The sequence below is a fragment of the Agrobacterium sp. SUL3 genome (genome assembly GCF_001263295.1).
In the GTDB taxonomy this organism is placed as follows: domain Bacteria; phylum Pseudomonadota; class Alphaproteobacteria; order Rhizobiales; family Rhizobiaceae; genus Agrobacterium; species Agrobacterium tomkonis.
Genome location: NZ_KQ414519.1, coordinates 55,522 through 78,921, shown reverse-complemented (window position 1 = coordinate 78,921; position 23,400 = coordinate 55,522). Strand labels below are relative to the sequence as shown.

Genomic DNA, 23,400 nt, shown 5'->3' with positions numbered 1-23,400 from the left:
CTCAAAGACTGGCGGCGTGTCGCTACGCGCTACGACAGATGCCCAATGGTCTTCCTCTCCGCCATCGCTCTCGCTGCAACCGTTATCTTCTGGCTCTGATCAATGAGTCCTGACCCTAGTAAACCTCCAGGACGAACTCGAGCGCCCGGCTTCCTACCTATCCCACGGCCAGACGCAGTGGCTGGAGATCGCACTGGTGCTCGCCCAAGACCCGGCGCTGGTGCTGATGGACGAGCCGACCGCGGGAATGACGGCACAGGAAACGCGCAAGACCGCCGAGCTGTTCATCCGCCTCAAGGGCCAACACACCCTGATCGTAGTCGAGCACGATATGGGGTTCGTGCGTGACATAGCCGAAACGATCACCGTTATGCATCAGGGGCGGGTTTTGGCTGAAGGTTCAGCCGACCAGGTCTCCCGAGATGAACGGGTTCGCGAGGCATATCTGGGATCGGGAGGGATCGACCATGCTTGAACTAACGAATGTCGACGGTTTCTACGGCCGAAGCCGCGCACTCCAGTCGGTTTCCCTCTCGGTAGGCAACGGTGAGTTCCTGAGCGTGTTGGGCCGTAATGGCGTCGGAAAGACCACGCTATTGCGCTCCATCCTCGGCCTGATGAGCCGGACAGAGGGTTCGGTCGTGCTCGACGGGATCGAACTCGGAGGCTTGCCGACGCATGAGCGGGCGAAGGCGGGGGTAGGTTACGTTCCACAGGGCAGGGGTATCCTTCCGGCGTTCACCGTTCGCGAGAACCTCGTGCTCGGGACATTCGCGACCCGATCCAACCACGGACATATCGCCGAATGGGTTCTCGATCTCTTCCCCGTCCTGAAGGAATTTCTGAACAGACAGGGCGGCAACCTGTCCGGAGGACAGCAGCAGCAATTGGCGATCGCGCGAGCGCTGTTGTCCGAACCAAAGGTCATGCTTCTGGACGAGCCTACCGAGGGAATACAGCCGAACGTCGTCGAGCAGATCGAAAACGTTCTCATAGACCTCAATCGGAAGAACGGGCTCGCGATCGTGCTGGTCGAGCAAAACGTGAGGTTCGCGAGACGCGCCTCCCATAGGTTCGCTGTCTTGAACCGGGGATCGGTCGCACTGAGTAACTCTATCGACAAACTGTCGGATGACGTCGTTCACGAGCATCTCGTGGTCTGAGAAGGCGATTTATGATGAACCGCCGCTCCGACCGGGCGGCGGTTCGCGCTTTTTGCCTCAAGAACCCAGATGGGGGAGGCTGGCCGATTTGCTCGAGGCCCGCTCGACATCCGGCTGTCCCTTGCGTAGCAGGGCATAAGGAACGAGCGGCCGTTCTGCGACAACCGCGAAGCGTTGGTAGAACATCGTCCTGAGTCGGTTGCGCAGCGTTTCACGCCGCCGCTGCGCTGCTGTTATCGGACCATGCTTGACCCGGGAGATCGCCGTGTATCCGGTCTCGTCGAGAAGCTGGGCGATCATCTCGAATGTCAGACCTTCGCTGAAAGGAAGTCGGGCCATGATGCCGGCATGTTTCTCCGTCATGACGTTTTCGTATAGGGGATCATGACCGATGAAGCGCTCGATGCACCGGACGCCGATTTCGGCGCACCGTCCGATGAATGGCTTGCTCGCCCAGTTACCGTCGAAGACGATTAGCTTGCCACCCGGCTTGAGCACCCGTAGCCATTCTGCAATAGCCTTGCGCGGGTCCGTCAGCGTCCAGACAAGGTGACGGCAAACGATCGCGTCGTAGGTGTCGTCGGGCTCCATGGTGTTTTCCGCGTCCCCGAGAACGAAGCGCACTTTAGAGGAACCGCTGTGTTTCCCCCGGGCGACCACGAGCATCTTCTCGGAAAAGTCGATTGCCGTTACGTCATGCCCTAACGAGAGAATTACCTTCGTTATTTCGCCGGTCCCGCAGGCAAGCTCGAGAATCTTCTTTTCCCCGTCCCCGAGAATGTTCTGGATAGACGCCATCCACGCATCCTGTTCGGGTCCGGGAGCGATGCGATGCCCGAAGGCGAGGTCAAAGGTCTCCGCTCTGAGGGACCAGTACTCCCGGATGTCTTCTTTGAGATCGTAGTTGCGCGGGTTCACCGGTTTCATTTCCTTAACTAGCGGCCCTGAATCGGCTCTCGCGAGCGTGGTGAATCCGACTGCGCGGGACGAAACGTATGTTACAGCTGCCTTGTCCAATGGGTTCCACTTCGGCCTCGACCCCGAAGACCTCGCGGATACAATCCACCGTCAGAACTTCGGACGGTTTGCCGAGCGCAACCAGCGACCCGTTTTGCATGAGCGCGATCCGGTCGCAGAACAGGGCCGCATGGTTGAGGTCGTGCAATGCCGTGACTACGGTAAGGTCGAGTTTCCCGACAAGATCGAGAAGGTCGATCTGGTGGCCGATGTCGAGATGGTTGGTCGGTTCGTCGAGCAGAAGCACCTTGGGTTCCTGTGCAAGAGCCCGGGCGATGTGAAGCCTCTGGCGCTCGCCGCCCGAGAGAGTGTGCCAGTATCGTTCCGCGAGATGATCCATGTCCACGTTTCGTAGCGCCCGATTCACGGTTTCGGTGTCTTCCTGCGTCCAGGGTGAGTATGCGCCGAGGTGTGGTGTGCGACCAAGCTCGACCGCCTGCCGCGCTGTGAGGCGTTCGCCCGTTTCCGCCTGCTGCTCTACGAGAGCGATATTTCGTGCGACATCGCGTCTTCCGATTTTTGACAGGGGTTGTCCATCCAGTGTCACGCTGCCGACCTGAGGCTTCCGAATTCCCGATAGAAGGGACATGAGCGTCGTTTTTCCCGATCCGTTGGGGCCGACGATGCCGAAAAACTCTCCGTTCGCGACCTCGAAAGAAATAGACTGGAGGAGGGTGTTGCCACCTATGGACCAGGAGAGATCAGTCGCCGATAGCTTCATGCCCGTTCTCTCTTTTTCGATAGAATGACGGCGAACACCGGCGCGCCCACCAGCGCGGTCACCACGCCGACTGGCAGAACCTGTCCGGGGATGAGGGTGCGTGAAAATATGTCCGCGAGGATCATGAAAACCGCCCCGATGAGCGCCGACGCGGGCAGCAGCACACCGTGTCTCACACCTACCAGCATGCGTGCGGCATGGGGTATTACTAGGCCCACAAACCCTATCGAGCCGACGATAGACACCATCGTCGCGGTCATAACGGCTGACGCGCCGATAACGACGATCTGGGTCCGGAGCACGGATATGCCGAGTGACGCCGCCGAGTTCGAGCCGAACGCGAACGCGTCAAGCGCGCGCGAGTGCCTTAGACAGATCACGAGGCCGAGTAGTGTTGCCGGAATAGCCAGGTACGCGTCCGGCCATCTTACGCCGGACAGATTTCCAAGAAGCCAGAACATGATTCCACGCGCCTGCTCGGCGGTAGCTGCCTTTGTTACGATAAAGGACGTCAACGCGTTGAAGAGTTGTGAACCGGCGACCCCTGCCAGGATGATGGCGGTCGTTCCGGTGCCGGTTTTCATGGCGAGGAGGCTTATCAGCAAGAATGCCGTCAGCGCGCCGAGGAAAGCACCGAGGGGCAGGCTCAGCATGCTGGTGCCCAGCCCGAGGATGGCGACACTCACCGCTCCCGTAGAGGCTCCTGCAGAAATACCGAGGATATAGGGATCGGCCAGAGGGTTGCGCAGGAGGGACTGAAGCACTACCCCGGAGATAGCGAGCGCGGAACCGCAACATGCGGCCACGACTGCGCGGCTAAGCCGATAGCTCCATACGATGCCTTCATCGAGCGGGGACACGGCGTATCCGGCCCCCCATAGCCTGTTGGCTATCGTCTGCGCGACGGTCGCAATGGGGATCGCCGTCTCGCCGATCGCGGCCCCCATACAGACGCTTATCAGAAGGATGGCGAGCGCGCCAAGGGCCATTCCGGTCTTGAAGAAAGGCGAGCCCGGACTGGTCATTTCGACAGTCCGGCTTTCTGGACCGCATCCGCCAGTACTTCGATGCCCTCGATGGTCCGTATTGTCGGATTCATGGCCTGCGCATCCATTGGAAAGATGTGGCCTTTCTCGACGGACGGCATCAACTTCGTCACGGGATCGCTTTTGAGGAACGACACCTTCGATTTCAAGCTGTCCATCGGATAGCGACGCCGTTCCATAGATCCGGCGACAATGACAGTAGGGTTCTTCTTGGCGATCGTTTCCCAACCGACCGTCGGCCATTCATCATCGGTCTCAATGACGTTCTTGATACCGAGCGCGGACATTATGTAGCCAGGGGCACCATTTTTCCCTGCGACGTAGGGGTCTGCCTGCGCAGCGCTCGAGAACCAGAACACGGCCGACACTTTTCCGTCCAGTCCGGCGACTTTTGCCCGTGCCGTTTCCTCTCTTTTCTTGAGGTCTGCGACAACCGCTTCTCCCTTGTCGTGGATATCGTAGATCGCGGCCAGGTCACGGATTTCCTGATAGACGAGGTCCATGGTGAAGACCTGATGTCTGACCCCGTCACTTGCCGCCGAATTCTCTTTACCCACACAATCCGAGGGAGATGTGTAGACCGGAATTCCGAGTTCCTCGAACTGTTCGGGTTTCGCCACCACACCTTCAGGTCCCACCTGCCATTGGAATTGGACGGTGATCAAATCCGGCCTTTTCGAGAGAACACTCTCGAAACTCGGATCGTTGTCCGCCAGACGTTCGATCCTGGAGTCGATTTCTTCATATCCTTTGAGAACCGGACCCACCCAGAGAGCGGTACCAACGACTTTGTCCGCCAGACCCAGTTTGTAGAGGATTTCGGTGCTGCTCTGGCCGATCGACACCGTCCTGGTGGGGGCGCTCTTGATCGTGATATCACGCCCGCAATTCTGTATTGTGAGCGGATACGACGTCTCGGCCGCATGCGCTGCGGACGTGAGCGCGCTGGCGAAAAAGATGGGGCAGAGGGCGCGGATAAGGATGTTCACCGAGTTCCCCTTGTCGGTTTTTATGACGCCGTTCCCGGACGCGAGGCGCTTTCGTGCGCCCGCATGCAGAAACAAAAAAACCACGTTCCGCAAAGCGAAAAACGTGGGGCGTCATTACCTTTGATTTGGATGGCATTATTGCCAGCAGAGAAAAGTTAGCTAACACGTACTATGACGTCAACAACTTTTGTTGGCGCGTAGCTTGTACCTCCCGAACGCTTTTCCACTCTATGCCTGCCAACTCGTTGTTGACTCGGGCCAATCTGTATCCTAGTCTTTACCAGATCAGAATGGCAAAGATGCCATCGAAATACGGGTGATGTGACCCCACGCTTTTCGCTTTGCGGAACGTGGGTTTTTTGTGTTCGGTTCTCGCCGGGCAGCTTGTCGGCAACAGAGCCGAATTACACAGGAGGCAAAAAGGCCCCGGAACGGACTGCTCGCGAGCAGGCCGTTCCGGGGCCTTTTTTATTCCTGCAGGGGAGAATGAAACGAAGGCGGAGCGACCGGTCGAACAGGACTTAACGAAGTCCAGTCTACCGCCCCAATCGATGGTGAGGGTCCCTTTCGGGGCGTGAACCCACGTTGGCGCTCCGCAGCAGCAGACGACCGTTTCGCGGGGCGGGCCTCCCACCGCTTCGCGTCCACCGCAACCGAGGCCTGCGTTAACTAGAAATGCAGGCCTCGGAAAACGACCATCCACCAAACCCAGAAATATCAATGTGAGGAGAACGACTATGTACCACGGCGATATCACCAGCAGCAAAGACACGGTCGGCGTTGCCGTCGTGAATTACAAGATGCCAAGGCTTCACACGAAAGCCGAAGTTCTCGAGAACGCGCGCAATATCGCGAACATGATCGAGGGAATGAAAGTCGGCCTCCCGGGCATGGACCTCGTGATCTTCCCGGAATATTCCACCCACGGGATCATGTACGATTCCAAGGAAATGTACGAAACCGCCTCCCAGATTCCCGGCGACGAAACCGCGATCTTCTCCGAGGCATGCCGCAAGGCGAATGTGTGGGGCGTCTTCTCCCTGACGGGCGAACGTCACGAGGAGCATCCCAAGAAGGCTCCCTATAACACGCTCATCCTCATGAACAACAAGGGTGAGATCGTCCAGAAGTACCGGAAAATCATGCCCTGGGTTCCGATCGAGGGCTGGTATCCGGGCGATTGCACATACGTCTCCGAAGGCCCTAAAGGCCTCAAGATCAGCCTTATCATCTGCGATGACGGAAATTATCCCGAGATCTGGCGTGACTGCGCGATGCGCGGCGCGGAACTGATCGTCCGCTGCCAAGGCTACATGTATCCGGCAAAGGACCAGCAGGTCCAGATGTCGAAATCCATGGCATGGGCTAATAACGTCTACGTCGCAGTGGCGAATGCTGCGGGTTTCGACGGCGTCTATTCCTACTTCGGTCATTCCGCCATCGTCGGCTTTGACGGCCGGACGCTCGGCGAATGCGGCACCGAGGAAAACGGCATCCAGTATGCCCAGCTCTCCGTGTCGGCGATCAGGGACGCCCGTAAGAACGGTCAGTCCCAGAACCACCTCTTCAAGCTTCTCCACCGCGGCTACACGGGCCTCATCAACTCGGGTGACGGCGACAAGGGTACGGCTGCATGCCCGTACAACTTCTATGCGAAGTGGATCAGCGATCCGGAGGGCACGCGCGAAATGGTCGAGGCCATGACCCGTGGCACTGTCGGAACGGAGGAATGCCCGATCGAGGGTATTCCCAATTCCACGACCGCCCATCGTTGATGCCGTGAGCGGCACTCTCCCGGCGGGCGGCCTGCCCCCCGGGAGAGTTCATACAAGGATATCAGCATGCAGCCCAGGAACAACCTCGATCAAGCGTCCGTCATACCCGACGCCCTGAAGGATTTCACGATCGTTGAGGAGCCGTTTTACCGAGCTTCGGGTGAGGAAGTCGCGCTGTTCGAGGCCGCTTACCGGATGCGCATCCCCGTCATGCTCAAGGGGCCGACCGGATGTGGCAAGACCCGTTTCGTGGAACATATGGCATGGCGTCTCGGCCAGCCCCTGGTGACCGTTTCCTGCCACGAAGACATGACGGCCGCCGACCTCGTAGGGCGCTTTCTGCTCGACGCCGACGGCACCAAGTGGCACGACGGCCCACTCACCATGGCGGCCCGCCTTGGTGCGATATGCTATCTCGACGAAATAGTGGAAGCGAGGCAGGACACTACCGTCGTTATCCATTCTCTGACCGACGACCGTCGTATTCTCCCGTTGGAGAAAAAGAACGAGGTGGTCCGCGCTCATCCGAATTTCAGGATCGTCGTGTCCTACAATCCCGGATATCAAAGCGTCCTGAAAGACCTCAAGGAATCTACGAAGCAGCGGTTTTCGGCGATCGGCTTCGATTATCCGGACGACTTGGCGGAAGCGGAGATCGTGGCGAAGGAAGCGGGCGTGGACTCCGCTATAGCGAGCGCACTGGTTCGCGTCGCGCAGCGGTCGCGCAATCTACGCGGTCACGGTCTCGACGAGGGGGCATCGACGCGAATGTTGATCCATGCCGCCATGTTGACGAGACAGGGCATTCCGATCGCCCAAGCCTGTCGGATGGCGATCGTTCTCCCTATCACCGACGACCCCGACGTCCGCGAAGCGTTGACCGCCGCCGTATCGGTCTGTTTCTAATGGCTTCGCACGCTGACCTCCTGAATGCCGGGCGATGGGATGACGAGTGGAAGTCGGCTCACGAAAGAATCGACCAAGCCGGGTACGGTGATCTCGTCGCCAGCGCCTACCGTCAACGGGGACCCGAGCTCGCGGATATCGTGGGGCTCGAGCCCGTACTGAGGTTGGGTCGTGCAGTCTCGGAGTTCGCGATCCGGACGGACAAGCGGACCACTTCCATTTTACCGGACAGCGCCGTCGCCGTAGCGGAACTCCTTTACCGACCGGACGCAGTCATCGAATGGCTGCTCATCGTGGAGAATGCGGCGAAGGCCGCTCCCTCAGCGGTCGTCGTGCTGCTGGAGAACAGCGCCAAAATCCTCGACAGGGTCGATCTCGCCGGGTTCAAAGCGTTCGTGTCGATGGGGCTCGCCATCGGACGTCGCCACCCAGAAAGGCAGGCGGCATTCTTCAAAATGGAAGACCCGGAGGCGAGGCGCTTCTTCGATGTCGAGGAGGGTGCAGATCGATACGCCGCCCTGCAGGGAACGCTTAGACCGTACCTACGCGCCGTGTGGGGCATAGAGCCACCCATGCAGGTCGCCGCACCCGACATGCCCGAGCCGATGCGACGCCGCGTGGGGTTCGGCGGCGGAGGCATCCGCATGCCTCCCTCGTTTGCCGGGTTCGACGGTGAAGAGTCGCGTCGTATCTATCGCGCCGCCGTCGCTCACGTAGGCGCTCATCATCACTACACGGAGCAGCTTTTCCCAGTCGGAGCGTTAAAGCCATTTCAGCTCGCCGTCATTTCCGTGATCGAGGACGCTCGCGTAGAACGCCTGGCGATCCGCGAGTTGCCGGGTCTCGCAGAACTTTGGCTGCCTTTTCACGTCGCCAAGCCCGGCGGCCCGCCCTTGGCCACGGCGCTCCTGGCTAGGCTTGCGAGAGCCTTGATCGACGGCGACTACCGCGACCCAGATGGCTGGATCGAAAAGGGACGAACGCTGTTCGAACAAGCAGCGGACTTCGATCTGTCCGACCAGTCACTCAGCAGGACCATCGGCGGTCTCCTCGGCAACGACCTCGGTCAGATGCGTATCCGGTTCGATGCCAAGGGGTATGTCGTCCAGCCCGCATATCGCGACGACAACATCGGTATCTGGGATTTCGGCGACGCCGCGGAACCGGCAATCGAAATGCAGGACATCGTCGAAGGCGCTCGGGTCGAGCAGCAGCAGCGCGACGACGGTAAACCGGATGATGAAGCCGAAGACATAAACGATAGCGAGGCTGTCGGGAAGGTCTCCCTGAACCGCGATGCGTCCGAAGGGATTCTGGTCGCCCGGTATCCCGAATACGATTACCTCGTGCGCAAGGATCGCACCGAATGGTGTTCCGTTCGAGAACACCGGGTTCCGGAAAAGCCGGCCGATGCGATCATTCTCGCCGAGAAGGCACATGCCGATATCTCGTCGAAGCTGGCGAACATGATCCGTGCCGCGCGGACGGGCCGAACCGAACGCTTGCGACGGCAGGCCGACGGCGATGTTATCGACATGGACGCCTGCATCGACGCCGCGATTTCCAGTCGGATGAACGTAGCTCCCGATTTCAGGGTCTACAGCCGCTACGAACGGAGAAGTCGAGACCTTTCCGTCCTGATCTTGCTCGACGTGTCGAACTCCACCGACGATGCCGTTCAGGGCGGGTCGAGGAAAGTCCTCGACGTGGAGCGCGTTTCAACTGCCCTGCTTTCAAGCACGATAGCCGGGCTAGGCGACAAGTTCGCCTTGGCGGCATTCTGTTCGGACACACGTGAAGATGTCCGGTATTTCCGGATCAAGGATTTCGCTGAGCCCTACGATCTCAGGACCAAGATGCGTCTCGCGGGTCTGGATAGCGGGATGTCCACCCGGCTCGGAACGGCTATCAGGCATGCTGCCGAGGACCTTTCGCGGCAACGAAGCTACCGACGCCTGTTGCTCGTGGTCACCGACGGGGAGCCCTCGGATATCGACGTGGACGACGAACGTTACCTCGTGGAGGACGCCCGGGTCGCGGTCCATTCAGTCAATCAGAAGGGCATCGACACGTTCTGCGTGGCGCTCGGCTCCGACGCACCGTCCTACGCCGACCGGATTTTCGGTCGCAAGGGAGCGACGACGGTAACGAGGGTCGAGCAACTGCCGTCCCACCTTCCGGCGATTTTTCACAGGCTGACCCGATAGGGGCGAGCCTGGCCAACACATCAAGAGCATAGTGAGGAGGAGTACCGATGTCACAGAAGGTTTATCCGGTACAGCAACCGGTCAAGGACCGCGCGCTTATCGATAGGACCAAATACGACCAGTGGTACGCGGCAAGCGTTGGCGACCCTGCATTCGCCTGACGCTCCCGGCTCGATTGCAAGGCTCGGGAATAGTGATGACGAAACAGTGGATCAACATGCCGTAAGCCCTGTGCAAAAAAGCGGGCTTCGTGCCCGAACCATTTATTGGGAACGGCGTGTGCGGATCTCATCATGGCCTGGCTGCAACCGCAGCCCACTCGCGAGAGGCCGGATACATTTATGCAACTGGAATCGTCATTTGCGACGTCGCGAACCCTTGCACGGACGGGGCGGACCATACATTCTTTCCCAAAAGGTCTTTCAAAGCCGCATTGTCGAGCATCGCGTCCGCCAATAGCCGCTTCAGCTTCGTGTTCTCGTCCTCCAGCGTCTTCAGTCGTTTGGCTTCCGACACGTCCATGCCGCCGAACTTCGCCTTCCATTTGTAGATGCTGGCATCGCTGACGCCGTGTTTGCGGCAAAGATCCGAGACCGGAGTACCCGCCTCGTGCTCTTTCAGAATGCCGATGATCTGTTCTTCTGTGAAACGGTTGCGCTTCATTCTCTGGTCCTCTCGATGGCCCAGAGCTTACTTCAAAATGGATTAGCTTAGCGGGGCAAGGTCAGCATCCTTGCTGTCATCTAATAAGACGGCAGCTGACAAGCTATAAGACGGGCCAATATAAGTTTTCTTAAAGCTCAGCGTCGCCACTAACGACGGCGCTCGGCGTGCGCACCAGTGCATCCCAGCATCCGCGGAAAAATGCATCCATTGACTTGATAGACCACGTCAGTTACGAAAGTGCGCATATACTTTGGCACTAACGCTACCTGTATATCGATAAAGTGGCCCCGCGTTTTTTTAAAAATCTGGAACGTGGGAATTCTGTGTTCTTGAACAATCGCACCTGATGCGGCAAAAATGCCGTATTAAAATATGGCAATAACGGCCTTGGAACGACCTGTTTCTGACAGATCGAGTCAAGGCTTTTTTATTTTGCAACGACGGAGTTCTTTCAAAATTTACTGCTCCATCGAACGAGCAGTGACGGCCTTTCGACACTACCTTGGCCGGGCAACAGACCGCCTTGTCGTCAGCCTATGTTATGCCATTCAAGTTTGATAGCAAGGAGACAATCGAAGTGCAGCAGCCGAATCGTGTGGAGAAGCTAGTTAGAGATATCGGGGCGGCACCAACAGTCGCAGATGCCCTGCCACTTTTCCAACGTGCGTACGATATCGACTTTGTGACCTACCATCTGGCGCTGACGGTTGCTGATGTCGTGGACACCCCATTTGTGCGCACCACCTACGACCCCAAATGGGTGTCCCGTTACCTTCTTCGTGACTACGTCAAAATCGATCCCATACTTCGTGAAGGTCTCGTCCGACAGATGCCTTTCGATTGGCGCGAAGTCGAAATTCCAAACTCAGCACACGGCTTTCTGCTGGACGCGCATAATCACGGTATTGGCCCGAACGGTTTCTCGATCCCTATCGTCGATAAGGCGCGTCGAGCTCTCTTTTCTGTCAATTCGCACAAAGCCGCCGACGAGTGGGGCGTAACTGTCAAACAATACCGCAATGAATGGCGCGAGCTTGCCGTTCTTATCCATCACAAGGCCATCTTCGAACTTCACGGCGAGCACGATCCAGTGCCGCAGCTATCCAGTCGTGAAATCGAGTGCCTGCATTGGACTGCACTGGGCAAAGACAGTATCGACATTGCGGTGATGCTGAAGCTGTCTGAGCATACGACAAGAGCCTACATCAAGTCGGCTCGCCACAAACTGGGGGGCGGTTCGATCACCTTTACGATCGCGCGAGCGATGCAGCTGCGGCTGATCAATCCATTTGGCAATACCCCCAACTGAGGGTACCATTCTGGGGAATTTATCGGCTCTCTTGAAATCCTCATGGTGCTTTTCATCAAATGATGGAGGCAAACATGTATCTTCTTGTTCAGGCTCACGAATATCATAAGCATGCCGAACTGCTCGATCAATCGTTCCGGCTGAGAAAGCGGGTTTTCGCCGACCAGCTCCGATGGGATGTGGCAGTGTCCGGCCCTTATGAAAGGGATCGCTACGACGACCTTCATCCTGCCTATCTCATATGGTGCAGCGACAATCGACAGATACTCTACGGTTCTGTCCGGCTCATGCCAACCACGGGCCCTACTCTTCTCTACGATGTATTTCGCGAGACATTTCCGAACGCCTGCGATCTCGTTGCGCCCGGCATTTGGGAGGGAACTCGCATGTGCATCGACGAAGACGCTATAGCTTGTAGCTTCACCGATATGCGTCCGGACCGTGCTTTCTGCCTTCTCCTCCTTGCGCTATGCGAAGTGGCTCTCGACAATGGCATTGATACGCTGATCTCGAACTACGAACCCCACATGCGGAGGTTCTACAACCGCGCCGGCGCGGAGTTTGACGAGCTTGGTCGAGCAGACGGCTACGGAAGGTTTGCGGTATGCTGCGGAGCCTTCGAAGTCTCGCAGCGCATCTGCAACAAAATGCGGTTGAGCTTGCAGATTGCCCAGCCCCTATATGCGGGCCGCTCTTTTGCGGCTCGCGAAGCCGAGGTCCCTGTGCTGTTGACCGCGTGAACAAAAGACTGTGGCGAACTGCGCGACTCCTGGAAGGAGTCTCGGCTCGAATAAAGCAAGACAATTCACATATTGGTCATCAGACAATGAATAGCAATGAACGTGCATTTCGAAGGATCGGGTCTATCGGCCTTGTCATTTTCGAGAGAGATGGCACCCTTTTGAGACGGAACAATCCGCCTCGGGATTTCATGTTGGGAGATATCAGCAACGACTTCGTCCTAATGCTACAGCATCTGCGAGGGATCGGCGTAAGGTTCGGGTTCATCTCGGATGCAAGGGGGATGGACGTCGGCTCTCACAGCCCGGAAGAATTCGCGGCCCTCACCGGAAGACTCGACAAATTGCTGCAGATCCGAAACGCGATGCCCGATTTCTGGATGACATGGGGTATTTCTCCACAAGTAAGACGAGAGATACCCCAGGCAGACGAGGCGCAACGAGAAACGGAGGGATTGATCTCCGCAATGATCTTACACGCCGTTGAGTGGTATGGCGTAGACGAGAAGGACGCCATATTTGTCAACAGCACTGCTGTTGGGCTGCTTGCGGCAACCAGCGCCAACATATCGTCTATCCAGTATTCTGGATTGCCCGCGGATCGAACGATCCCGGCTCGGAGAAAAATGGAACGACAATATTTTAATCCGTCCGCGACCGTGAACGCGCAACAGCTTAACACTGAGATTCAACGGGCTTTGGGACTGAGCTGCGAGTCAGCCAAATGCAGTGAACAAGGATGAGTATCATCCACTCAGCGGCTCCGGTCGCGATCCTTTTCCTGAGGCGGACGAAGTTTTATCGATTTCTGCGACTCGTTAGACTGTCGCTGAGCCTTTTCGCGCTTTGGATCTGGCCGATCCGCTTCCGACCTGTCATGTTCGGCGTTGGAGCGCGCGATGCGTGATTGATCGAGCGATCGGTTGTTCGAACTCTTGTTGACGACACCCTGCTCCGCAACATGATCGCGGCCGGCCGCCGATTTCGTCGCCAAACTGTTCACGCTGCTTTTCTGTTGACCCGCGGCATCACGATCGCGGTTTTTGACCACCCGTGAGTCAAGCTGGAGCCCAACGACCTTCCCAATAATTTTCGTCGCCTGTTCGAAGATCAGTCGATCGGAGGGGTTGGCGATCTTCGTGGCCAGACTCACTGCGGTGTTCGCCAGTGTCTCCTTCGCAGCCTTCGCCTGGGCAGCGCTGATAGGTGTCGATCTCAGCATGTGCTCTTCTCCTTTCTCGTTTGTTGGGTCACGACCGGCGCGGACGGCTGTCTCAAGCCGCCGGTATTCACGTTGGAGCCCTATCGACAGGTCCTGGCTAAGTTCGCGCGCCGTGCTGGGCGCCGACCGATTCTTCCCTATCTCTTCCAACATTTTCAGAATGAGCCCAACTGCGCGCCGGCTCTGATCAAGCCGCTTTTGTGCATCCTGCAATCTGGGGGCTGTCGGCGTATCGCGGACCTTCGCCAGAACTTTGTCGACGACGTTACTCGGAGCCGTGGCTCCCATTCGCCGAAACATCTCCCACTCCCAGCGCTTGACGGGCGGTGGGCCAGCCCGCTCAAGACGTTTCTGACGGTCGATCGAGATGCCCCGTTCACGTGCCTTGTCGGCGAAACGGTATCGCCATTCGGTAAAGTCGCGGATGTTGGGATTGAGCATCTTGCCATTGGAGTTTCGTAGAGCAACGATCACATGCATGTGTGGATGCTTGTCGAGAGCATTACGATTATGGACGGCATAGGCATAACGGTGCCCGGCGAATTGTTCTCTTAGAAAATCACGCCCGGCATAGACAAGCTGATCGCGATCGACATTTGCCGGTCCTGACAGCAACAGGTGCATGAAATCTCGTGGCTGACGGGTTTGCATGAGGGCACCGACGACTTTCCCTTCTGCCGTCAGTTGCCTGTGATCCGCTGTGGTGATTTCCCGCCGCCCAGTGCCATGGAGGTAACGTCCGCTCCTGCCTGGACGCTCCTCGACATGCGTCGTCGTCGAAAGCGTTACCTCCGCGCCCCTGCGCTGCATGGCGTGCAGCGTTGCCGTTAACCCCTTTGGACCTGAAGAAAACTCAGCGGGGTATCGGGAAATCGGCGTAATTCCCTCGTTCCGGAGAGCTCGATCCAAGCGTGTGTCGATCGCATGCGCCACGTCGAGTTCTCCTGGAATGCGATTGCTGCTGCTTCGATCCGACCTGTCTTTCTTCTCGTGAGCAATCACCAGGGCGAAATGCAATCTTGTTTGCCCGTTTACGCCGTCGCTCACACTGAAGGCGTAGGTTCGTACAGGGTCGCCGGCTTTATGGAAACCGTCGGCGGCGAGTGAAGCAAGTGCGCGGGCTACGCCTTCCCGGCGGGTGTTTTCAAGCTCGTAAGTCAGACGCAGCACGTCGCTGCTCCCCTTGCGATTGCCGAAATCCCTCTCCCATGAACGCACCGCCTGGTTTAGATCCGATACTTCGCGGCCATCCTGATCGAGCGCCTTTTCTTCCTTGCTCTGGTAGGCGAGCACGTTACGGGCCGAACCCGCGCCGGCGCCATAGGAAAGGACCTTGACCACCACTGCATTGTTGCCTGTAGCCCGACTGATCGCCGAGGCCGCGCCGGCATGTCTCGTCGACGGGCGTTTGCTCTTGCCGGCCGCCGGTCGTTTTCCCCCTCCTCCGCCGCCTCCTCCACGTCGGTGCAGATCGTCTTCGATCAAATCAAGATAGCTCGGCAGTCGCCGACCTTCGGGTCTAGGCTTCGAGGGATTTCTGGAGACCTCGTTCATCGTGTTTCCTGATGAGCTCGACAATGTAAGATGACGGCCGAACAAAGGCGGCATCGCGGACAGCGTCGATGGCCCCCATGACGTCGTCCAGCTTTTGTGCAATCAGCCTGGTACCCTCGGCATGCCTGACCTCTTGTGCGAGAACCGCCTCGTTGCGCCAGGCAAGTTCGCGGAGAAACTGATGCATATTAGCCATTTGCCGATCATGCTCTTCGAGCATCGCCGGAATATGCATGATCTCCCTGGTGACGATCAGCTTGGCGATGATGTTGACGGAGATATCGAGCCGTCCGGCAAGAGCCTCGACATTGCTGAGGATGTGATCAGGCAGACGGAACATGATGGGTGGCTGTCGCATGCGATCTACAACCCCCTCGCCTTCAGCGCCTCGAGGATGAGCCTGTGCGTCGCCGACGACAGTTGCTCATGTTGCTCCAACGAAACTTGGAAGATCTTCGTCAACACGTCGTCGTCGATATAGAGCGATATCCGTTTTCGTTTGCCGGACACGCCAGCCGCCTTTGCGGGCGCCGTCGCCACAGGTCGCTCCTTGCGTTCTTGCCTGGCTGGGGTGTGGGCCTTAGGTACATTGGCCGCAGAAGGCGCGGTTCCCTCTCCCTGGGCATCACCATCAGGCATGAGTGTGTCGAGGTCGATGGTCGTCGGCATGTACGATGTCGCGGCCTCCTGAACATCCTTAGACTCCTCTTCACGGGATCGGGCGAGGGCGAGAATGTTTCCGGCAAGCGTTCTTTCCCTTGGCATCGTTTAGGCGGCCTCCGTCTGCAGAAGTCCGATGAACTCATTGTTGATCCTCTTCACCAGATCGATTGCGTCAAGCACGCTTTCCGACGCCCTGCGCTTGGCCGACGGCGTCAACGACGGATTGTCTGCGATGCCCGCCAGCTTGGAGTAGAGGGAACCATAACCGGCCCCGACATCGCTAAAATGATTGCTTTTGCGCACGACCGTCTCGACCATGGGTATCCGGCCGCTCGTCAGGATGGCGTGAACCTCGGGAAGGGATCGATTGTGTTTGAGGGCGATCATGTCCACGTAGTTCCAAATCGCTGCGTAAGGGATCGGTCCCCTGTCCCGCTTCCGGCCGATCTCGGTCAGGATCGTGGCCACCTTGATGGCTGAGGTCGCAGCCGTTGGTTCGGGAATGACCGGGATGAGGATTGCATCGCACTCGTGGTAAACCTCGATCGCGCGCTGATGCACGTAGCCGCCGACATCGTAGATCCGTATGTCCGAGTCCGGGGCCTTGTCAAGCCGTTCACGAAACCTGTCTCCGGGCGCTACGCGCAAATGTAACAACGTTCCGTCGGTCGGCAAAAGCCCCCGCTTCATGGAGACATTATACCAGCGCGTCGATGATTCCTGCTCGTCGCAATCGATCAGAAGCGTCCTGTGGCCTTGTTGCGCAAACTCCGCAGCAAGATTGACGTTCAGAGTCGACTTTCCGGCGCCGCCCTTGAAGGTCGATATGGCGAGCGAGAGAGGTTTGACAGTCATAAAATCCTCACCCTTTTGAGCCGAAGCCGATGTTACGATCAACCGATTCCGCTCACGCGTTCGAAAGCGGAAGATCGAAATCCGTTCAATTCGACAAGTTGCTTTCGTTCCCCACATGACAAGAGGGAAACGCGTTCTTTACCGGCCGCGAAGCTTTGCCAGTGCTTCATCCTGACGTCGGGCTGCGATTACTCCCTCATTGAGCCGCATCATTTCGCGCTTACGTGCTGCCTCGACAATTGAATCTTCGCCCGGCCAAAACCGAAGGATCGGCAGAATGAGCAGCAAGTACGCGACGATCGTCGCGGCCTTGAACCATACCGATTGCTCATAAAGATCGGACGCCCACTGCCAAATGTTCTCGGTCGTTTCAAGCGGCAGAAAGGCATAGGAAAGCGTCAAGACTACCCAGTAGCCGACGAAGGCCGCAACTAGGATGCATGCCGCTGACACCAGTAAAAAACACGCAATCTGTATCAACAACCAGACAGCACGGAATGGAAGAGTGAAGACCGTGAGTGCCTTCCGATACATCGCCATCCTCTTATCCCCACACACAAATCGAACGTCTGAACAACCTTACCTCAATTTTCAGAACTTTTCCATACTTGCACTACAGTACAATTTCGTGCATATTCAAAAAAGTCAACAGATGACGGATGCGAACATGAAGAATGGCGCATGGCGATCTTCTCGCCACCTCATTTACAGCCTTTTGGGTGCTCTGGTCTCGTTGCCCGAGACGGTTAGGGCGGACACGACTGAAGAGTTCGTCAGCCACTACCAGCAGGCTTATGTGCAGGGGCGAGACCTGATCCCCGCGTCGCCAACACCATTCGACACGTCCTCGATCACAACGCGACTTGATCTTGAAAGTGTCACCCCAAAAGCCGCGTTGAGCGGCAGCGCATTTTTTGCGGCGGATGGAACGATCATCAAACTTGCAGGGGTTCAAGGCTGCCTTTCGACCGAGCCGCTCGAATATGCGAGTGTCATTGCCACCTGTACCATTATCTCACTTGCAGCGATGACGGCGACCATCGGTGAGGTACAGGCTATCGCTGGCACTGCATTCCCCTGCCATGAACTTGGACGGAACTCCGGCCAGCCGACGGTACGATATGCGGAATGCTTTTTCATGGACGGAGACACGGTGCGGTCGCTCTCTGAGGAACTCATTCGCAAAGGCGTAGCGTTTGCTTTCCGTGATCGTGCTGGCCAGCCGATCTTCCCGGAATATGCTCGGGCGGAACAAGTCGCGCGAGAAGCGAAAGCCGGCATCTGGGCCAGCGCCCATTTCTTCCATCCCTACGGTGAGCGTTACCGCGCCAATCCGACAATGCACTGATGCAGATCGGAACATTGATGCTCATTTCCACGATCGCAGTCTCCGGCTTCTACGCAGGCTTCGTCATAATGCCGATGCTGGCCGGCAGTGAAGTCCCACATACGCAACCGCCTTGGCTGCCGGTCGTCCCCGTTCAGACGTCGCAAGCTGACGCTCCTGCCACGGAAGACGTGGCGCTTCCGCCATCTTCCGCCTTCGCACCATTCCCGACGCATGCAGAGTTCGAGACCGGCGATAGCTGGGTCTCAAACGGGCAACGGTATCGGCTCTATGGCCTCCAGTCATGCCTTCGCGGGACCGCCGTTACCGTATCCCAGGGAAGCTCGCGCGACTGCGGTGAATTCAACGTGATCATGATGCAGGCGCTGGTCAGGGATACAAAGCCCGTCTGCGCCACCATTCAGATGATCGACCAGAACAATGCCGTGGTTGCATGCCAGACGACTGCCGGGGAGCACCGATATGATCTTGCGACCTACGTTATCGCGCAAGGATGGGGATTTGCGGCAGTCGACAGCACCGGCCAAGTCATTGTTCCCGGATACAGGGTTGCTGAGGAAAGCGCCCGCACCGCCCGCGCGGGTCTTTGGGACTATCCAGATATGCCGCACCCCGTCTCTGTTCTGATGCAACAAGCCGGAGTGTCGCGATGAAGCTTGCCACCATCTCGACGATTGTCGTCGCTCACATCCCGACAGGGACGCTGGCGCAAGCCCGCCCATCCGATGTTCCCCGTCAGATATACGGCAAGGTTCAGGTCATTGATGGCACCACATTCGAGTTTATCAAGACCCGTCAGCTCGTCCGTCTTGCTGGTTATGAAGCTCCTCAGCTGTTGCAGAACGCGACGACCGAAGGTGTGACATGGCCTGTCGGTCAGGTCTCGCGCGCGTGGATGATCCTTCGAACGCTCGGCCAGAATGTCAATTGCGCACCGGTCGGGCGCGACGACAACAAGCGCCTGATCGCCCATTGTTTTGTAGGCGAGACCAATCTGGCGGCGACGGCGGTAGCCGAAGGGATCGGCTACGCCTTCAACTATCCCAACGAGCCCCCGGTTCGTGCCTATTTCGACATTGAGAGGAAGGCGAGAGGGCTTGGCTTTGGCATCTGGTCGTCGCCGGACTTATCTCCGCCCTGGCTTTACAACGGATCGCCAGAGTCCGGTGAGAAATCTGATGGCCCCACGCCAGCCACCCAAGAGGGGCTTCCCCTGCCCCTGCCCGTCACTCCCGACAAAGCACTGTCGTTCACGCAGGTGCACGGAGGTTAAATGAAACGCCCTTTCGAAACTTCGACCATTATTGCCATTCTACTGGCTGTTTCTCCGGTTGCCGCCGGCGCGCAGGACGGCGCCACGCAAACCCAGGTCGAACAACGCGATCCGGACTTTTGCGGTGCGGGCGGTGCGGGCTGCGATCCGGCAGACGTGCAGCAATGGAAGGCGGTTGGCAACAGGCTTGCAGACCTGTCTTCGGCAGACCTTAGCCAATACGCCTACGCCTGCGCCAAGCATCGCGAATGGAAATCGGAGTGCGAAACCAATCCGATCGCGATCCTGAAACGCCTCGGGATCGAAGGATATTAAGGTTGCCGATGAAGAAGCTCGACTACGGATCGCTTGTCGCCGCCGGTATTGCTTTCGTCGTGGGATCTGCTGGCGGGTATACGATCAACGAGTTTGAACGGGCCGACAGGATAATGGAACTTGAACAGGAGGTCGCGCGGCTCGAGAGTGAGCTTCAACGGCAGCCGGCGTTTGACTTTCCCGACGACAGGCAAGCGAGTGCAGCGATCGCCAAATCGGGCCGCACGATCCGTATCTCGGAGTGCAAACCTCGTCAGGCCGTACCCGGTGTCACCTGCACCGGCATCATCACAACAACAAGCGGTTCCTTCGCGGGTACGACGCAGCCCGGCACCCTGTCGTTCGCGAAAATCGACAACACCTGGGTACAAATCCAGTAGGCCACTCAAAGGAGACGCACTGTGAAGGCGATCATGTTATTGTCCGCTGGCTTGATAGGCGCGCTTTCGGCGGCGCCAGCAAAGGCCGAAGACGCCGAATGGGGATGTCAGGTTCTGCTGTGCGCCGCATCGAAAAACCCATCCTGGCACGGTGTCTCCTACTGCGTGCCGCCAATGCGCAAACTCATCACCGCCATGTCCAGACCCGGCTTCTCCTGGCCCATCTGCCATGAGGCGAAGGCGGGAAAGCCTGGTCGTGAAACCTACGAGGATTGCCCTGCCGGCACCACGGTGGGCTACTCCTCGCGAGGTGGCGACAACAATTGGCGGGGAGAACCTGATCAATGCATCGAAACGGTCAATGTCTGCCGGGCGTCGGGCCAGTACGATGGCAACACCAGCTCAGCAGGGTTGACGATCAATCGGCGCTTCGGCCGAGATGGCGAAAGCTGCATCCAGCAGATTGCCACTCCGCGGCCTCGCCGCGCGGATCCCTACTATTTCGATATTCCGAACGACAACGGGGTGAAAGAAAGGTTCTGGTTTAACCTGAACCACTAGGGCTTTTCCTGCCACCGCTGGGGCGACCTCAGCATCACGAGTCGGTCGCGGCGCCTCTCTGTTTCTTTCGGCGGGCTTTCCAAACCGCTATCCGATGGAGGTCGGCTTCGGTGATCCTGAGCAAATCCTCGATGACAACATTCCACTCGCGCTGCATCTTGTCGAGTGTCGATAGCTTGACGTCTCGCATGGCACGCGTCACCTGCGATATGTATGCTTCGTGTACGCCGAGCTGCTCAGCAAGCTCCCGATTCGTCAATTTGCGTTCGGCCTTCAATCGTTCGAGACCGATAGCAAGCCTCTCCTGGAAAGACAACGTGTCGATCGTCGAAATGTCCACGGCCTCCACCGGGGGCTGGCGTTTCAGACGGGGCATTGGTCGCCATCCCCAGCCCCGATCGGACTCACGCAGCGACAGTCAAACATGCCGCCAAGGTAATGGCAGGGCGCACCACGATGGCGCATTGAAACTCTCCTTGAAACTCTTTTGCTCATCCGTCACCCGATATCGACTACAAACTACACCACCCAAGCGTAAACCAATTGTTGTCCATAGTTCAAATTGGGCATTTCACAACCCCTTTACGCTTCGTACACCGGCGCGATCCGCCCATGCAAGCGGGGCTGCTCGGACCGCAGGGCCGGAGGAAGGTCTGCATCCTCCTGTTTCGCAAAATTCATGCGCATAGTTGTCAGAAACGGCCCCGCTCACGGCCTGGCAGAGCTTACCGAGGAAGAGGCGGCTGCACTTCGGGCGTGGTATGGTAACGCTGCTTCCAATGCTGAGAAGTCAATCGCCCTCGCTGTGATCCGGCAAGCCAAGGTGATGAACGGCTGGATCGAGTGCGATTGCCTCACCGGTCGGCTCCAGCCCCTCCTCGCCCCGATCCGGCAACAGCACACCTATACGCTGCGGCGACTGACGTCGAAAGACGAAGACCCTGTTCGCCATAAGGAGCGGCCAAACCACACAATCAGTTGCCCATTTCACGTGGATAAGGACGCCACGCCGGCGCTCATCGATCGTAGCTACCACATTCGGCCTCTGCGAAAGTCCGATCGGAGTTATATCGACGCATTGCCGGCCATCCCCGACCGTCTTGCTGACGTCGCCGACCACGACATCAACCGCTCGACCGAGCGAAACGACAGACCGTCGAGGCTCGGCGGCATCCTGTGGCGGTTGCTCGACGACGCTGGCGTGAACGTCGTTTCTCCCCTGCAGGATGAGTACGGTCTCACACTGCGAAATCAGTTGTCAAAGCTGCGCGCCGCCGCCAAAGAACTTCGAGTCTTGAGAACATGGTCATTCAACGCTCTTCTGTCGACGTGGGCGGCTGACTACCAGGAGGCTGACAGCCGCTGGCAACGCCTGCTCGAAACATCGCGTCCAGACTGGCCCGGAACGCTTCGTCGCACGGGCTTCATGCTGCTGTTTGCGAAATCCATATCCGTTCAGACAATCTTGCCGGCATCGTCCTCGCGACCAATCGACGTGATCGGGAAAGTGCGACAGCCGCTGCGCGGCGACCCGGCTCGTCGCGGCCCATTCCTTACTTTGCTGAACGTGGACTTCGGCGACGATGACGAGGGACCAGCCAGGGCTGTCCAGGCCTATGCCCAACCGGTCTACAATGGCGACACGTTATATCCGGTGGAATCCGGTTTTGAAAGAGATGTGTGCCATCTCCTGTTCTGGCTTCAGGGGTCCCTGTTGGAAGGCGTTCCTGATCTCCGCGTCAAGATCACCAAGCCGCTTTTTGCGACCGAAACACCGCTCGGCCCGTGCCGGCCGGATTTCATAGTGGAGGCAACCTACAAGGACCATACGCCCGCAACTTTGATCGTCGAGGCCTTCGGCATGGAAACTGATGAGTATCGCGAGGCCAAGGAAAAAACCGTTCCGCGCATGAAGCAGCTCGGACCGATATTCAGTATCGTTCCCGAGGATCTAACGGAGGCAAATGCGCAAGCGACAGCGAAGCGCCTGCAAGGTTGGGTCATCGACAATGTCCGGCACGTATGAAGCGCAATAGTAAGCGTATCAGGGCATGCACAACCAACCGAAAAACAGGCTATGGGCTGATTTTCATCGTGACTATATCAGGCTATAGCCGTAGTTTAATACATTCCATTTCATGTTATAAACTGATCTCAGGTTCGTGGAAATCAGCTGGTAAGGCCCTGGGCGGATTCGCACTGGGAAACTATCCCTTGTAAGTAATGTCCAAGCCTGTGCGCCACGAGTTCGTCCAACCGCTATCAATGCCTGTAGGTCAGTCCGAAACGAACTGGTCGGCTCTACGGATACTCATCCAGTTCGCGCTTTGCCGCAGCCAGCAGGGCATTCTGAACCGGCACCAGCATGTCTCGAGGGCAACTCCCGAACATACGCGTTACAAGCTCGTCCGCGAGATCAGAAAGTGTTGGCTTAAGCCTCTTCGGAGACAGATGGTCGATTTCGCTGTCGTCAGCAGCGAGGCGCCTGAGCTCGGCGCGCATCGTTCTCAGTTCCATTTCGCGCTCCTTCACCATCAGCCAGAAGCCCGGGTCGGCCCGTGCCGCGGAAACGATCCGTTCGAGATGACGTTTATCGGCGATATAAAGCGTCGAGAGGCGCTCGATTTTGGCCATGGTTGTTGTTCTCCTGATGCTCGGGCACCGCGACCTGACTTGGTCTGGCCCTGTGA

At 57.9% G+C, this 23,400-nt stretch carries 24 protein-coding genes and 4 pseudogenes; 16 read left to right on the top strand and 12 right to left on the bottom strand.

Annotated features, from left to right (window positions below):
* The 3 genes and pseudogenes from AKG12_RS30435 to urtE all read left to right on the top strand — a co-directional run.
* Positions 1–99: pseudogene (locus tag AKG12_RS30435) on the top strand (IS5/IS1182 family transposase); the annotation flags it as partial.
* 7 nt (positions 100–106) lie between these two features.
* A pseudogene (locus AKG12_RS29770) lies at positions 107–475 on the top strand (ABC transporter ATP-binding protein C-terminal domain-containing protein); the annotation flags it as partial.
* On the top strand, positions 468–1,163 hold the full coding sequence (urtE, locus tag AKG12_RS25625; RefSeq protein WP_052820944.1) for an urea ABC transporter ATP-binding subunit UrtE: 696 nt from the start codon (positions 468–470) through the stop codon (positions 1,161–1,163). The pseudogene AKG12_RS29770 and the gene urtE, both read left to right, overlap by 8 nt.
* Positions 1,164–1,220: 57 nt before the next feature.
* On the opposite strand, the gene AKG12_RS25620 is transcribed toward urtE, so the two are convergent.
* From AKG12_RS25620 to AKG12_RS25605, 4 genes and pseudogenes are all read right to left on the bottom strand, one after another.
* A complete protein-coding gene (locus tag AKG12_RS25620; protein ID WP_142174082.1) occupies positions 1,221–2,081 on the bottom strand; it encodes a class I SAM-dependent methyltransferase in 861 nt (286 codons plus the stop codon).
* A 13-nt stretch (positions 2,082–2,094) separates the two neighbouring features.
* Positions 2,095–2,901, bottom strand: coding sequence for an ABC transporter ATP-binding protein (locus tag AKG12_RS25615; protein WP_052820943.1), 807 nt, complete (start codon positions 2,899–2,901; stop codon positions 2,095–2,097).
* Positions 2,898–3,890 (bottom strand): FecCD family ABC transporter permease, encoded by a 993-nt coding sequence (locus AKG12_RS25610; protein WP_374705094.1) that lies wholly within the window; start codon positions 3,888–3,890, stop codon positions 2,898–2,900. Before AKG12_RS25610 ends, AKG12_RS25615 begins: the two co-directional genes overlap by 4 nt.
* 32 nt (positions 3,891–3,922) lie before the next feature.
* Positions 3,923–4,870 (bottom strand): annotated as a pseudogene (locus AKG12_RS25605) (ABC transporter substrate-binding protein); the annotation flags it as partial.
* 803 nt (positions 4,871–5,673) lie between these two features.
* On the opposite strand from AKG12_RS25605, the gene AKG12_RS25600 reads away from it, so the two are divergent.
* The 3 genes from AKG12_RS25600 (at position 5,674) to AKG12_RS25590 (ending at position 9,824) form a co-directional block, all read left to right on the top strand.
* Complete coding sequence (locus AKG12_RS25600; RefSeq protein WP_052820941.1) at positions 5,674–6,711, top strand: aliphatic amidase; 1,038 nt, start codon at positions 5,674–5,676, stop codon at positions 6,709–6,711.
* Between the two features lie 66 nt (positions 6,712–6,777).
* Positions 6,778–7,617, top strand: a complete 840-nt coding sequence (locus tag AKG12_RS25595; RefSeq protein ID WP_082179045.1) for a CbbQ/NirQ/NorQ/GpvN family protein — start codon at positions 6,778–6,780, stop codon at positions 7,615–7,617.
* Complete coding sequence (locus AKG12_RS25590; protein WP_052820940.1) at positions 7,617–9,824, top strand: nitric oxide reductase activation protein NorD; 2,208 nt, start codon at positions 7,617–7,619, stop codon at positions 9,822–9,824. Before AKG12_RS25595 ends, AKG12_RS25590 begins: the two co-directional genes overlap by 1 nt.
* Before the next feature lie 399 nt (positions 9,825–10,223).
* Here the strand turns inward: AKG12_RS25590 and AKG12_RS25585 are convergent.
* Positions 10,224–10,487, bottom strand: a pseudogene (locus AKG12_RS25585) (transposase); the annotation flags it as partial.
* A gap of 544 nt (positions 10,488–11,031) precedes the next feature.
* On the opposite strand from AKG12_RS25585, the gene AKG12_RS25580 reads away from it, so the two are divergent.
* The 3 genes from AKG12_RS25580 (at position 11,032) to AKG12_RS25570 (ending at position 13,282) form a co-directional block, all read left to right on the top strand.
* Positions 11,032–11,799 carry a helix-turn-helix transcriptional regulator gene (locus AKG12_RS25580; RefSeq protein ID WP_082179044.1) on the top strand — a complete coding sequence of 256 codons (768 nt, stop codon included), beginning with the start codon at positions 11,032–11,034 and terminating at the stop codon, positions 11,797–11,799.
* Positions 11,800–11,873: 74 nt separating this feature from the next.
* The gene (locus AKG12_RS25575; protein ID WP_052820955.1) at positions 11,874–12,539 is read left to right on the top strand and encodes an acyl-homoserine-lactone synthase; all 666 of its coding nucleotides are present in this window, start codon (positions 11,874–11,876) and stop codon (positions 12,537–12,539) included.
* Positions 12,540–12,625: 86 nt separating this feature from the next.
* Positions 12,626–13,282, top strand: a complete 657-nt coding sequence (locus AKG12_RS25570; RefSeq protein ID WP_052820938.1) for a hypothetical protein — start codon at positions 12,626–12,628, stop codon at positions 13,280–13,282.
* A gap of 11 nt (positions 13,283–13,293) precedes the next feature.
* On the opposite strand, the gene AKG12_RS25565 is transcribed toward AKG12_RS25570, so the two are convergent.
* The 5 genes from AKG12_RS25565 to AKG12_RS25545 form a co-directional block, all read right to left on the bottom strand.
* Positions 13,294–15,315 carry a relaxase/mobilization nuclease domain-containing protein gene (locus tag AKG12_RS25565; protein ID WP_052820937.1) on the bottom strand — a complete coding sequence of 674 codons (2,022 nt, stop codon included), beginning with the start codon at positions 15,313–15,315 and terminating at the stop codon, positions 13,294–13,296.
* The gene (locus AKG12_RS25560) at positions 15,281–15,673 is read right to left on the bottom strand and encodes a hypothetical protein (RefSeq protein WP_052820936.1); all 393 of its coding nucleotides are present in this window, start codon (positions 15,671–15,673) and stop codon (positions 15,281–15,283) included. The genes AKG12_RS25565 and AKG12_RS25560 overlap by 35 nt, the downstream gene beginning before the upstream one ends.
* 5 nt (positions 15,674–15,678) lie before the next feature.
* The gene (locus AKG12_RS25555) at positions 15,679–15,984 is read right to left on the bottom strand and encodes a hypothetical protein (RefSeq protein WP_237681239.1); all 306 of its coding nucleotides are present in this window, start codon (positions 15,982–15,984) and stop codon (positions 15,679–15,681) included.
* A gap of 99 nt (positions 15,985–16,083) precedes the next feature.
* A complete protein-coding gene (locus tag AKG12_RS25550; RefSeq protein WP_052820934.1) occupies positions 16,084–16,833 on the bottom strand; it encodes a ParA family protein in 750 nt (249 codons plus the stop codon).
* Positions 16,834–16,971: 138 nt separating this feature from the next.
* Positions 16,972–17,373: a hypothetical protein gene (locus tag AKG12_RS25545; protein ID WP_052820933.1), complete on the bottom strand. Its 402-nt coding sequence runs from the start codon at positions 17,371–17,373 to the stop codon at positions 16,972–16,974.
* A gap of 127 nt (positions 17,374–17,500) precedes the next feature.
* Here AKG12_RS25545 and AKG12_RS25540 point away from each other — a divergent pair, with 127 nt between their 5' ends.
* From AKG12_RS25540 to AKG12_RS25515, 6 genes are read left to right on the top strand one after another with little or no spacing between them, the layout of a single operon-like run.
* Positions 17,501–18,181 carry a thermonuclease family protein gene (locus AKG12_RS25540; RefSeq protein WP_052820954.1) on the top strand — a complete coding sequence of 227 codons (681 nt, stop codon included), beginning with the start codon at positions 17,501–17,503 and terminating at the stop codon, positions 18,179–18,181.
* Positions 18,181–18,834, top strand: a complete 654-nt coding sequence (locus tag AKG12_RS25535; protein ID WP_237681238.1) for a thermonuclease family protein — start codon at positions 18,181–18,183, stop codon at positions 18,832–18,834. Before AKG12_RS25540 ends, AKG12_RS25535 begins: the two co-directional genes overlap by 1 nt.
* Positions 18,831–19,454 (top strand): thermonuclease family protein, encoded by a 624-nt coding sequence (locus AKG12_RS25530; RefSeq protein ID WP_052820931.1) that lies wholly within the window; start codon positions 18,831–18,833, stop codon positions 19,452–19,454. Before AKG12_RS25535 ends, AKG12_RS25530 begins: the two co-directional genes overlap by 4 nt.
* Positions 19,455–19,769: a hypothetical protein gene (locus tag AKG12_RS25525; RefSeq protein WP_052820930.1), complete on the top strand. Its 315-nt coding sequence runs from the start codon at positions 19,455–19,457 to the stop codon at positions 19,767–19,769.
* Between the two features lie 8 nt (positions 19,770–19,777).
* Positions 19,778–20,149: a hypothetical protein gene (locus tag AKG12_RS25520; protein WP_052820929.1), complete on the top strand. Its 372-nt coding sequence runs from the start codon at positions 19,778–19,780 to the stop codon at positions 20,147–20,149.
* A gap of 33 nt (positions 20,150–20,182) precedes the next feature.
* Positions 20,183–20,710: a hypothetical protein gene (locus tag AKG12_RS25515; protein WP_052820953.1), complete on the top strand. Its 528-nt coding sequence runs from the start codon at positions 20,183–20,185 to the stop codon at positions 20,708–20,710.
* Between the two features lie 34 nt (positions 20,711–20,744).
* On the opposite strand, the gene AKG12_RS25510 is transcribed toward AKG12_RS25515, so the two are convergent.
* Positions 20,745–21,050, bottom strand: a complete 306-nt coding sequence (locus AKG12_RS25510) for a helix-turn-helix domain-containing protein (RefSeq protein ID WP_237681275.1) — start codon at positions 21,048–21,050, stop codon at positions 20,745–20,747.
* A 339-nt stretch (positions 21,051–21,389) separates the two neighbouring features.
* Between AKG12_RS25510 and AKG12_RS25505 the strand changes: the two genes are divergently transcribed.
* Positions 21,390–22,736, top strand: coding sequence for a DUF8535 domain-containing protein (locus tag AKG12_RS25505; RefSeq protein WP_052820927.1), 1,347 nt, complete (start codon positions 21,390–21,392; stop codon positions 22,734–22,736).
* 275 nt (positions 22,737–23,011) lie between these two features.
* On the opposite strand, the gene AKG12_RS25500 is transcribed toward AKG12_RS25505, so the two are convergent.
* A complete protein-coding gene (locus AKG12_RS25500; protein WP_052820926.1) occupies positions 23,012–23,344 on the bottom strand; it encodes a hypothetical protein in 333 nt (110 codons plus the stop codon).
* Positions 23,345–23,400: the final 56 nt, after the last annotated feature.

Coding starts and splice junctions, on each gene's coding strand:
- AKG12_RS25515 (WP_052820953.1), top strand. CDS start 20,183: ATGTTATTGTCCGCTGGCTTGATAGGCGCGCTTTCGGCGGCGCCAGCA.
- AKG12_RS25540 (WP_052820954.1), top strand. CDS start 17,501: ATGAAGAATGGCGCATGGCGATCTTCTCGCCACCTCATTTACAGCCTT.
- AKG12_RS25520 (WP_052820929.1), top strand. CDS start 19,778: ATGAAGAAGCTCGACTACGGATCGCTTGTCGCCGCCGGTATTGCTTTC.
- AKG12_RS25595 (WP_082179045.1), top strand. CDS start 6,778: ATGCAGCCCAGGAACAACCTCGATCAAGCGTCCGTCATACCCGACGCC.
- AKG12_RS25505 (WP_052820927.1), top strand. CDS start 21,390: ATGCGCATAGTTGTCAGAAACGGCCCCGCTCACGGCCTGGCAGAGCTT.
- AKG12_RS25575 (WP_052820955.1), top strand. CDS start 11,874: ATGTATCTTCTTGTTCAGGCTCACGAATATCATAAGCATGCCGAACTG.
- AKG12_RS25570 (WP_052820938.1), top strand. CDS start 12,626: ATGAATAGCAATGAACGTGCATTTCGAAGGATCGGGTCTATCGGCCTT.
- AKG12_RS25615 (WP_052820943.1), bottom strand. CDS start 2,901: ATGAAGCTATCGGCGACTGATCTCTCCTGGTCCATAGGTGGCAACACC.
- AKG12_RS25600 (WP_052820941.1), top strand. CDS start 5,674: ATGTACCACGGCGATATCACCAGCAGCAAAGACACGGTCGGCGTTGCC.
- AKG12_RS25590 (WP_052820940.1), top strand. CDS start 7,617: ATGGCTTCGCACGCTGACCTCCTGAATGCCGGGCGATGGGATGACGAG.
- AKG12_RS25550 (WP_052820934.1), bottom strand. CDS start 16,833: ATGACTGTCAAACCTCTCTCGCTCGCCATATCGACCTTCAAGGGCGGC.
- AKG12_RS25500 (WP_052820926.1), bottom strand. CDS start 23,344: ATGGCCAAAATCGAGCGCCTCTCGACGCTTTATATCGCCGATAAACGT.
- AKG12_RS25525 (WP_052820930.1), top strand. CDS start 19,455: ATGAAACGCCCTTTCGAAACTTCGACCATTATTGCCATTCTACTGGCT.
- AKG12_RS25555 (WP_237681239.1), bottom strand. CDS start 15,984: ATGCCGACGACCATCGACCTCGACACACTCATGCCTGATGGTGATGCC.
- urtE (WP_052820944.1), top strand. CDS start 468: ATGCTTGAACTAACGAATGTCGACGGTTTCTACGGCCGAAGCCGCGCA.
- AKG12_RS25545 (WP_052820933.1), bottom strand. CDS start 17,373: ATGGCGATGTATCGGAAGGCACTCACGGTCTTCACTCTTCCATTCCGT.
- AKG12_RS25535 (WP_237681238.1), top strand. CDS start 18,181: ATGCAGATCGGAACATTGATGCTCATTTCCACGATCGCAGTCTCCGGC.
- AKG12_RS25565 (WP_052820937.1), bottom strand. CDS start 15,315: ATGAACGAGGTCTCCAGAAATCCCTCGAAGCCTAGACCCGAAGGTCGG.
- AKG12_RS25610 (WP_374705094.1), bottom strand. CDS start 3,890: ATGGCCCTTGGCGCGCTCGCCATCCTTCTGATAAGCGTCTGTATGGGG.
- AKG12_RS25580 (WP_082179044.1), top strand. CDS start 11,032: ATGCCATTCAAGTTTGATAGCAAGGAGACAATCGAAGTGCAGCAGCCG.
- AKG12_RS25530 (WP_052820931.1), top strand. CDS start 18,831: ATGAAGCTTGCCACCATCTCGACGATTGTCGTCGCTCACATCCCGACA.
- AKG12_RS25560 (WP_052820936.1), bottom strand. CDS start 15,673: ATGCGACAGCCACCCATCATGTTCCGTCTGCCTGATCACATCCTCAGC.